Genomic DNA, 9,853 nt, shown 5'->3' with positions numbered 1-9,853 from the left:
CCGACGTGGGGCGCACGCGGTCGAACCGCTCGGCCTGGTCGAGCAACGCCGCCTCGCCGCGGGCGCGCACGTCGTCGATCAGGGCGCGGGCGGGCTCGAGCGCGGCGGCGACGTCGGTCGCCGCCCGCGGAACGAGCGCGAGCAGTTCTGACGGGGTCGGACGGGTGCCTCGGAGGTCGATCGTGCGTAGCATGGCCCGCTCAGCCTAGCGAGCCGTGCGGAACGGGCGCTGGGAGCGACGTCACGCGAGGCAGTTCGGGCCGAGCAGGCTCTTCAGCTCGCCGTAGAAGTCGGCGCTCACCGCGACCGGGTACGGCAGTTCGAACACTCGGGCGGTACGGCCCTTCGTCAGCTTCAGCCGGACCTCGGTCTCGCCGCGGTGGCGGATGAGCACGTCGCCGAGCGCGGTGATCGTGTCGGTCGTCGCCCGCACGTCGGGCAGCGAGATCACGACCGGTCCGGTGCCGTCGTCCTGTCCGACCTCGGGTTCGAACACGCTGTACGCGTGCAGGTTCATGCCGTCGTCGCGCATGCTGACCCGGCCCCGCACGACGACGATCGAGTCGCCCTTCAGGGCCGGCGCGAACTCCTGGTACGCCTTGCCCATGAACATCACGGTGATCTCGCCCGAGAAGTCCTCGACCTGGATCATGCCGTACTGGTTGCCGGACTGGCGGGCGACACGGTGCTGCACGCTCGTCACGAGCCCGGCGATGGTGGCGACGTCGCCGTCCTGCGTGCCATCCGAGCTCATCAGGTCGGTGATCGTCGTCGAGGCGTGCTTCGCGAGCGTCGCCTCGAGGCCGGCGAGCGGGTGGTCGGACACGTAGAGCCCGAGCATCTCGCGCTCGAAGGCGAGCTTGTCGCGCTTGGCCCACTCGGGGCGATCGGGCACCGGCGAGGGCGCGGCGTCCTTCTCGTGGTCCTCGAAGAGGCTGTCGAAGTCGAAGCCGACGTCGCCGTTCTCCTCGGCGCGCTTCTCCTTGACGGCCGCCTCGACGGCGCCCTCGTGGATCTCGACGAGCGCCCGACGCGTGTGCCCGAGCGAGTCGAACGCTCCCGCCTTCACGAGCGACTCGACCGTCCGCTTGTTCGCGACCTGCGTCGGCACCTTCTTCAGGAAGTCGTGGAAGGTCTCGAACCGGCCCTTCGCCTCGCGCGCCGCGCGGATCGCGTCGACGACGTTGAAGCCGACGTTGCGGACCGCGCCGAGGCCGAAGCGGATGTCGTCGCCGACGGCGGCGAAGAACCCGATGGACTCGTTGACGTCGGGCGGGAGCACCTTGATGCCCATCCGGCGGCATTCGTTCAGGTACAGCGCGAGCTTGTCCCGCGCGTCGCCGACGCTCGTGAGGAGGGCCGCCATGTACTCGGCCGGGTAGTGCGCCTTGAGGTACGCGGTCCAGTAGCTCAGCACGCCGTACGCGGCGGAGTGCGCCTTGTTGAAGGCGTAGTCGGAGAACGGCAGCAGGATGTCCCACAGCGTCTTCACCGCGGCGTCCGAGTAGCCGTTCGCCTTCATGCCGCCGGAGAAGCCCTCGTACTGCTTGTCCAGCTCGGACTTCTTCTTCTTGCCCATCGCGCGACGCAGGATGTCGGCCTGGCCGAGGCTGAAGCCCGCGACCTTCTGGGCGATGGCCATGACCTGCTCCTGGTAGATGATCAGGCCGTAGCTGGTGTCGAGGATGTCGCGGAGCGGCTCCTCGAGCTCGGGGTGGATCGGCGTGATCGGCTGGAGGCCGTTCTTGCGCAGCGCGTAGTTGATGTGCGAGTTCGCGCCCATCGGACCCGGCCGGTAGAGCGCGATGACGGCCGAGATGTCCTCGAAGTTGTCGGGCTTCATCTGCCGGAGCAGCGAGCGCATCGGACCGCCGTCGAGCTGGAACACGCCGAGCGTGTCGCCCCGCGAGAGCAGCGCGTACGCGTCGGGGTCGTCGAGGGCCAGGTCTTCGAGCACGGGCCGGAAGCCGCGGTTCGCCTCGATGTTGTCGAGCGCATCGTCGATGATGGTGAGGTTCCGGAGGCCCAGGAAGTCCATCTTGATCAGGCCGAGGGACTCGCACGCGGGATAGTCGAACTGCGTGACGATCTGCCCGTCCTGCTCCCGCTTCATGATCGGGATGATGTCGATGAGGGGCTCGCTCGACATGATCACGCCGGCCGCGTGCACGCCCCACTGCCGCTTGAGGTTCTCGAGCCCGAGCGCCGTGTCGAAGACCGTCTTCGCCTCGGCGTCGGTCTCGATGAGGGCGCGGATGTCGCCGGCCTCCTTGTAACGCGGGTGGTCCTTGTCGAGGATGCCGGACAGCGGGATGTCCTTGCCCATGACCGCCGGCGGCATGGCCTTGGTGAGCTTCTCCCCCATGCCGAACGGGAACCCGAGCACGCGGGAGGAGTCCTTCAGCGCCTGCTTGGCCTTGATCGTGCCGTACGTGACGATCTGCGCGACGCGCTCGTCGCCGTACTTGTCGGTCACGTACTTGATGACCTCGCCACGACGACGCTCGTCGAAGTCCACGTCGAAGTCGGGCATCGAGACGCGGTCGGGGTTGAGGAACCGCTCGAAGATGAGCCCGTGCTGCAGCGGGTCGAGGTCGGTGATGCGCATGGCGTAGGCCGCCATCGAGCCGGCCCCCGAGCCTCGGCCCGGACCGACGCGGATCCCGTTGTCCTTGGACCAGTTGATGAAGTCGGCGACCACGAGGAAGTAGCCCGGGAACCCCATCTGCGAGATGACGCCGACCTCGTAGTCGGCCTGCTTCCGCACCTCGTCGGGGATGCCCGCGGGGTAGCGCTCGTGCAGGCCCTTCTCGACCTCCTTCACGAACCAGCTCTGCTCGTCCTCCCCGGGCGGCACCGGATAGCGCGGCATGTAGTTCGCAGTCGTGTTGAACTGCACGTCGCACCGCTCGGCGATGAGGAGCGTGTTGTCGCAGGCCTCCGGGTGGTCGCGGAAGAGGTGCCGCATCTCGGCGGCCGACTTCAGGTAGAACTCGTCGGCGTCGAACTTGAAGCGGTTGGGGTCGTCGAGCGTCGACCCGGACTGCACGCACAGCAGCGCGGCATGGCTCTTCGCGTCGTGCGCGTGCGTGTAGTGCAGGTCGTTCGTGGCGACGAGCGGCAGGTCGAGCTCCTTCGCGAGCCGCAGCAGGTCGTGCATGATGCGCTTCTCGATGCCGAGTCCGTGGTCCATGATCTCGGCGAAGAAGTTCTCCTTGCCGAAGATGTCGCGGAACTCGGCGGCCGCCTGCACCGCCTCGTCGTACTGCCCGAGCCGCAGCCGCGTCTGCACCTCGCCCGACGGGCACCCGGTCGTGGCGATGAGCCCCTTCGAGTAGGTCTGCAGGAGCTCGCGATCCATGCGCGGCTTGAAGTAGTAGCCCTCGATGGACGCACGGCTGGAGAGCCGGAACAGGTTGTGCATCCCCTCGGTGGTCTCCGAGAGCAGCGTCATGTGCGTGTACGCGCCCGAGCCCGACACGTCGTCGCCGCCGCCGCCGCCCCACCGGATGCGCGTCTTGTCGCTGCGGTGCGTGCCGGGAGTCAGGTACGCCTCGGTGCCGATGATGGGCTTCACCCCGGCATCCGTCGCCTGCTTCCAGAAGTCGTACGCGCCGAACACGTTGCCGTGGTCGGTCACGGCGACGGCCGGCATGCCCTCGGCCGCGGCGGCCTTCATCAGCTCGCCCACCCGGGCCGCCCCGTCGAGCATCGAGTACTCGGAGTGGACGTGCAGGTGGACGAAGGAATCGGCGGCCACAGGGCTCCTCATCGAATGGTGCAGCGAGCGGTTCTGGGGGTGCTTGCAGTCTATTGGCCGCCACCGCCACCGAGGGCTCGGCGCGGCGGAGGGTCAGTCGCCGGAGAGCACGTCGAGCGCGTGCTGGAGGTCCTCCGGGTAGTCGGACCCGTAGGTCGCCCACTCCCCCGTGCCCGGATGCGTGAACGAGAGCTGCCGCGCGTGCAGCCACTGCCGGGTGAGCCCGAGCCGCGCGCTCAGCGTGGGATCGGCGCCGTACATCGTGTCGCCAGCGCACGGGTGCCGCTGCGCCGACATGTGGACGCGGATCTGGTGCGTCCGCCCGGTCTCGAGGTGGATCTCGAGCAGCGAGGCGTACGGGAACGCCTCGATGGTCTCGTAGTGGGTCACGGCGTGCTTGCCGTCGATCGTGACGGCGAACTTCCACTCCGACCGCGGGTGCCGTCCGACCGGCGCGTCGATGGTGCCCGCGAGGGGGTCCGGATGGCCCTGCACGACGGCGTGGTAGATCTTCTCGACCTCGCGATCGTGGAACGCGCGCTTGAGCATCGTGTAGGCGTACTCCGACTTCGCCACGACCATGAGGCCGCTCGTGCCGGCGTCGAGCCGGTGCACGACGCCCTGGCGCTCGGGCGCGCCCGAGGTCGAGATGCGGTAGCCGGATGCCGCGAGCGCCCCGACCACGGTCGGCCCCTCCCAGCCGAGCGACGGATGGGCGGCGACGCCGGCGGGCTTGTCGACGACGACGATCTCGTCGTCGTCGTGCACGATCCCGAGGTCCGGCACGGGGATCGGCTCGACCTGGAGCGTCCGCGGGGGCGCCCAGCTCACCTCGAGCCAGGCGCCCGCGCGGAGCCTGTCGGACTTGTCGACGACGCGGCCGTCGAGGCGTGCGCCACCGGCCGCGGCGATCTCGGCCGCCTGGGTGCGCGAGAAGCCGAGCAGCTTGGCCAGGCCGGCATCGACGCGGGCTCCGTCCAGCCCGTCGGGGACGGGCAGCGAACGGTGCTCCACGTCAGGACTCGCGGGCGAGCTCGGCCGGCGCGCCCCCGCGGGCATCGCGCCCGGCGGTGTCCGCCTCCGCCGAGCCGGTGCCGTCCTCGGCCGGCTTCACGGGCCGTGACCCGTCCAGGCCGATCCCCCGGATCGTCAGGATCATGAACAGGATCATGCTCGACACGATCGCGATGTCGGCGACGTTGTAGATCGCCGGGAGCATCCACGGCGTCGAGATGAAGTCGATCACGTGCCCGATGCCGAAGCCCGGCTCGCGGAAGAGACGGTCGGTGAGGTTGCCGAGCACGCCGCCGAGCAGCAGCCCGAAGACGAGCGCCCAGGCGACCGAGCGGATGCGACGGGCGAACCAGATGATGAACGTGATCACGCCTGCCGCGAGGATCGTGAACACCCACGTCATGCCGCTCGCGAACGAGAAGGCCGCGCCGGGGTTCCGGACGAACTGCCAGTGCAGCACGTCGCCGATCACCTGCACGGTCTCGCCCTCCGCGAGGGTCGTGACGACGAAGTACTTGCTGACCTGGTCGACGGCGTAGACCGTGATCGCGACGCCGACCAGGATCAGCAGTGCGGTGACGCCGGGCCTGGTCCGCCGCTCAGCCGCCAAAGCCCTGGAAGGTCGGTGCGGGCTGCTCACCCGAGACGGTCTGGCCGTAGCCGGCGCCGCCGACCTGCACCGGCTGGGCCGTGTCGAGGTCGCGCAGCTGGCCCTCGATGTAGCTCTTCAGCTTGGCTCGGTAGTCGCGCTCGAAGACGCGGAGCTCGTCCACGCGCTTCTCGAGCGCGACGCGCTCCTGGTCGAGGATGCCCATCTGGGCACGCTGCTTCGCCTCGGCCTCCGCAACGATGCGCGCCGCTGTGGCGTGCCCCTCGGCGATGAGCGCATCGCGCTTCTCGACACCCTCGCGGACGTGCTCCTCGTGGAGGCGACGTGCGAGCTGCAGCAGGTTCGTGGTGCTCGTCTGCTCGTCGATCTCGGACTGCGGAACGGCGGCCTGGGTGGGCACGGCGACCGTCGGGGCGGCAGCAGCGGGCTCGGCGTACGTCGGGGACGGAGCGGCGGCGGGGGCTCCGGCACCCTCGGCGGCCCGCGACTCGGCGGCGGAGAGTCGCTGGCGCAGCTCCTCGTTCTCCTGGTTCAGGCGGCGGAGCTCGACCACCACCTCGTCGAGGAAGTCGTCGACTTCATCCTGGTCGTAGCCCTCCCGGAACTTCGTCGCCTGGAAGCGCTTGTTGACCACATCTTCCGGAGTTAGCGCCATGGCTTCCCACCCTCAAATCTGTCGAACGGTTCGATCACGTTCTGCTAACGGTAGCAAGAGAACCTCGTCGATGCAGTGCGCCGGTCGGTCGGCGCGCCCTCATCGCTCCTCGGCTCACGCCGCCGCGGCGGCACCTGCTGCGAGCCACGATACGACGGTCATCGCGATGATGACCACGAGCATCGCGACGCTCCAGCCGAGGTCCAGGGCGACCTGCCCCAGGCGGATCGGCGGGATGAGGCGACGGAAGAACCGCACGAGCGGGTCGGTGACGGTGTACACGGCCTCGACGATCACCAGCACGACGCCGCGCGGCCGCCAGGACCGGTTGAACGTCCGCACGAGGTCGAGGACGAACCGCGCCCACATCACGAAGAAGTAGATGAGGAGGAGCGAGTAGACGAGGTTCCAGACGACTGCGAGTGCGCTCACGTCCGGGAGTCTACGCGTGCGAGAAGAAGGAGGACTCCACGTCGCCCTCCGCTTCGCCCGCCTCGCCCGACACGACGACGTGCGCCGGCGAGAGGAGGAACACCTTGCTCGTCACGCGCTCGATCTTGCCGTAGAGGCCCTGCGAGAGGCCGCTCGCGAAGTCGATGAGGCGACGCGCGTCGGCGTCCGACATCTGCGACAGGTTGATGATGACCGGGACCCCCTCGCGGAAGGACTCGGCGATCACCTGGGCGTCTCGGTACTGGCGCGGGTGCACCGTGAGGATCTCGTTCATCTCCGCCTGCGGGGGTGTCGGTTGCACGTGGTGCTTTCGGAGGGGGGTGACGGCGGCGCCGCCCTTGGGGGCCGGCGTGGGCGCAGCGTGCACGACCGGTGCCGGCGACGCGGCGGCCGGGGGTGACTCCGGCTCGAGCTCCTCGTCGGCGAGTCCCAGGTAGACCATGGTCTTCTTGAGCGGGTTCGACATCGCTGCCTCCGTCAGTGGTTCCGTGCTTCGAGGCTAGCCTCAGGCCGGGCGCTTGCCCGTGATTGCCGTGCCGATCCGAAGGTGTGTCGCGCCCTCCAGGATCGCGTCGCGATAGTCGTGGGACATGCCCATGGACAACGAGGTCGCCGCGGGGGCGAGCGACCGGACGCGCTCGGCGAGCGCGCGAGTGCGTGCGAAGGCCACCCGGGCGGACTCGTCGAGCGGCGCGACGGCCATCAGCCCGAGCAGGCGGATCCCCGGCGTGGCGAGGACGCGTTCGACCATCGGCTCGAGCTCGTCGGGTGCGACGCCGCCGCGGTTGGGGTCGGTGGTGAGGTTGACCTGGATGAAGCCGTCGACCTCCTCGTCCTCGGAGCGCAGCGCATCGACGAGCGATTCCCGGTCGATCGAGTGGATCACCGAGGCGTAGGCGCGCACCTGCCGCGCCTTCTTGCTCTGCAGCTGTCCGACGAAGTGCCATCGCAGGTCGAGGTCTGCGAGTGCACGGGCCTTGGCCTGCGCCTCCTGGTGCCGGTTCTCGCCGATGTCGCGGACTCCCAGGCTCGCGAGCTCCCGGATGAGGGACTCGGGATGGAACTTCGTCACGACGATCGTGGTGATCTCCCCGGGGTCGCGACCCGCGTCGCGAGCCGCGTCCGCGATGCCGCCGCGAACGGCCTCGAGGCGTTCCGAGAGCCCGCTCACGCGGCGCCGCCCGCGCTGGTCGGGCGGCGTCGCGGAGTTCGATCGGTCACTTCAGGAAGTCGGGGATGTCGAGGTCGTCCGAGTCCTCCCCGAATGCGGGGTCCGACACGATCTGGTCGGCGGTCGTGCTCGCCTCGCCCCAGTTCGCCGTCTCGACGAGTTCCTCGATGTCGATCTCCGTGATGCCCTCGACCGCATCCCCGCCGAGCAGTCCGCCCCCGGCTCCGCCGACGCCGCCCGCTCCGACAGCCGCCGGCACGGCGTTCGGCTGGCGGACCTCCGCGGGCCTCGGCGACGGATCCCCGCCGTCGAACCCGGCGGCGATGACCGTCACGCGGACCTCGTCGCCGAGCGTGTCGTCGATCACCGCGCCGAAGATGATGTTCGCCTCGGGGTGGACGGCCTCCTGGACGAGTCTCGCGGCGTCGTTGATCTCGAAGATGCCGAGGTTCGAGCCGCCCTGGATCGAGAGCAGCACGCCGTGGGCCCCGTCGATCGAGGCCTCGAGCAGCGGACTCGCGACCGCCAGCTCGGCGGCCTTGATCGCCCGGTCGGCTCCCCGGGAGGACCCGATGCCCATGAGCGCCGAGCCGGCGCCCTGCATGACCGACTTCACGTCGGCGAAGTCGAGGTTGATGAGGCCGGGCGTCGTGATCAGGTCGGTGATGCCCTGCACACCGGCGAGCAGCACCTGGTCGGCGGTGGCGAACGCCTCGAGCATCGAGATGCCGCGGTCGCTGATCTCGAGCAGGCGGTCGTTCGGCACCACGATGAGGGTGTCGACCTCCTCCTTCAGGCGCCCGACACCCTGCTCGGCCTGGGTCTGGCGGCGCTTGCCCTCGAAGCTGAACGGCTTGGTGACGACACCGATCGTCAGCGCGCCGATCGACTTCGCGATCCGCGCCACGACGGGAGCACCGCCGGTGCCCGTTCCTCCGCCCTCGCCGGCCGTGACGAAGACCATGTCGGCACCCGCGAGCGCCTCCTCGATCTCCTCGGCGTGGTCCTCGGCGGCCCGGCGGCCGACCTCGGGATCGGCGCCCGCCCCGAGTCCGCGGGTCAGGTCCCGGCCGACGTCGAGCTTGACGTCGGCGTCGGACATGAGCAATGCCTGGGCGTCGGTGTTGATCGCGATGAACTCGACGCCGCGGAGGCCGAGTTCGATCATGCGGTTGACGGCGTTGACGCCGCCTCCGCCGATGCCGACGACCTTGATGACGGCGAGGTAGTTCTGGTTTGTCGACATGTCCGGCCCTCTCTGCGAACTCTGAACCCTGAACCTCTACTCGAAGGTCAAAGTTTTGCCGAGTATGCAATTCCTGACTCGAACGTAGGGTGCGGCGACCGGCGGCCCGTACGCCAAGTCCGGCGTGTCGTGATCCCGGCCGGACGGATCACCCCGTCACCGGGCTGAGCGGCGCCGAGACGTCGTATCTCGCAACCTGGTCGGACGGGACCGCCGCCATCAGGTCCTGGAGCACCGTGGTCTTCAGCGCGGCATCGTCCGCGCTCCCCCAGATCACGCTCGCCCCTCCGCTCAGTTCGAACCGCACGTCATCGGCGGACGCCGCCGTGACCGACGCGATCCCCGCACGCAACTCGGCGGGAAGGCTCCGCAGCACGCGACCGGCCGCGCGGAACGACGGGTCGTCGATGCCACCCTCCACCTCGATCAGCGGGAGGCCGTCGGGAAGCGCGTCGAGGCGTTCCACGACGACGCCCGCGGCATCCACCGCCATCAGGCCCGAGGAGGTGTCGAGCACCCCGACCGGCGTGCGCTCGACGACGCGGACGACCAGCGTTCCGGGGGGCACGGTCTCGGTCGAGTAGGTCTCGATGAGCGGGAACGCGGACAGCGCGCGCTGGACCTCGTCGGGGGCGATGAGTGGCAGCGGGGTGCCGACGCGGTCGTCGAATGCGGCCCGGACGTCTGCCGCGGCGATCCGGGACGTCCCCTCCACGCGCACCTCGCGGAGCGCCATGAGCGGCGAGTACGCGATCGCGACCGCGGCGACCCCGATGACCACGATCGACGCGACCACCGTGATCCACGTGGCCCGTCGGAGCCGGCTCCGACGCGTGAAGCGCCGCACCTCCTGCCGCTCGTACCGGCGTCGCGCGCGCTCGGCCGCAGCGAGCGCACGCCGTGCGGCACGCTCGTCCCGCCGGGACCCGCCCGCGGCATCCGCA

The 9,853-nt window shown here is 69.8% G+C and carries 9 protein-coding genes and 1 pseudogene; all 10 read right to left on the bottom strand.

Going from position 1 to position 9,853, the window contains the following annotated elements:
* Positions 1–193: pseudogene (locus ESO86_RS06420) on the bottom strand (histidinol dehydrogenase); the annotation flags it as partial.
* 48 nt (positions 194–241) lie between these two features.
* Positions 242–3,712 carry a DNA polymerase III subunit alpha gene (gene dnaE, locus ESO86_RS06415; RefSeq protein ID WP_242492236.1) on the bottom strand — a complete coding sequence of 1,157 codons (3,471 nt, stop codon included), beginning with the start codon at positions 3,710–3,712 and terminating at the stop codon, positions 242–244.
* A 141-nt stretch (positions 3,713–3,853) separates the two neighbouring features.
* Positions 3,854–4,774, bottom strand: a complete 921-nt coding sequence (locus tag ESO86_RS06410) for an RluA family pseudouridine synthase (RefSeq protein ID WP_129234147.1) — start codon at positions 4,772–4,774, stop codon at positions 3,854–3,856.
* Between the two features lies 1 nt (position 4,775).
* Entirely contained in the window at positions 4,776–5,384 is a 609-nt protein-coding gene (gene lspA / locus ESO86_RS06405; RefSeq protein ID WP_242492235.1) for a signal peptidase II, read from the bottom strand.
* Positions 5,374–6,039, bottom strand: coding sequence for a DivIVA domain-containing protein (locus ESO86_RS06400; RefSeq protein WP_129234146.1), 666 nt, complete (start codon positions 6,037–6,039; stop codon positions 5,374–5,376). The genes lspA and ESO86_RS06400 overlap by 11 nt, the downstream gene beginning before the upstream one ends.
* A 114-nt stretch (positions 6,040–6,153) precedes the next feature.
* Positions 6,154–6,471 carry a YggT family protein gene (locus tag ESO86_RS06395; RefSeq protein WP_129234145.1) on the bottom strand — a complete coding sequence of 106 codons (318 nt, stop codon included), beginning with the start codon at positions 6,469–6,471 and terminating at the stop codon, positions 6,154–6,156.
* Positions 6,472–6,481: 10 nt separating this feature from the next.
* On the bottom strand, positions 6,482–6,958 hold the full coding sequence (locus ESO86_RS06390) for a cell division protein SepF (RefSeq protein ID WP_129234144.1): 477 nt from the start codon (positions 6,956–6,958) through the stop codon (positions 6,482–6,484).
* Positions 6,959–6,997: 39 nt separating this feature from the next.
* The gene (locus ESO86_RS06385) at positions 6,998–7,663 is read right to left on the bottom strand and encodes a YggS family pyridoxal phosphate-dependent enzyme (protein ID WP_129234143.1); all 666 of its coding nucleotides are present in this window, start codon (positions 7,661–7,663) and stop codon (positions 6,998–7,000) included.
* 46 nt (positions 7,664–7,709) lie between these two features.
* Entirely contained in the window at positions 7,710–8,909 is a 1,200-nt protein-coding gene (gene ftsZ / locus ESO86_RS06380) for a cell division protein FtsZ (protein WP_129234142.1), read from the bottom strand.
* Between the two features lie 148 nt (positions 8,910–9,057).
* Positions 9,058–9,853, bottom strand: a 796-nt coding sequence (locus tag ESO86_RS06375; protein ID WP_129234141.1) for a cell division protein FtsQ/DivIB, incomplete at its 5' end; no start/stop codon positions are given.

It is taken from the genome of Agromyces binzhouensis (genome assembly GCF_004135055.1).
Taxonomy (GTDB): Bacteria; Actinomycetota; Actinomycetes; order Actinomycetales; family Microbacteriaceae; genus Agromyces; species Agromyces binzhouensis.
The sequence above is the reverse complement of the archived record's forward strand: the minus strand, read 5'-3'. Positions and strand labels throughout refer to the sequence as shown.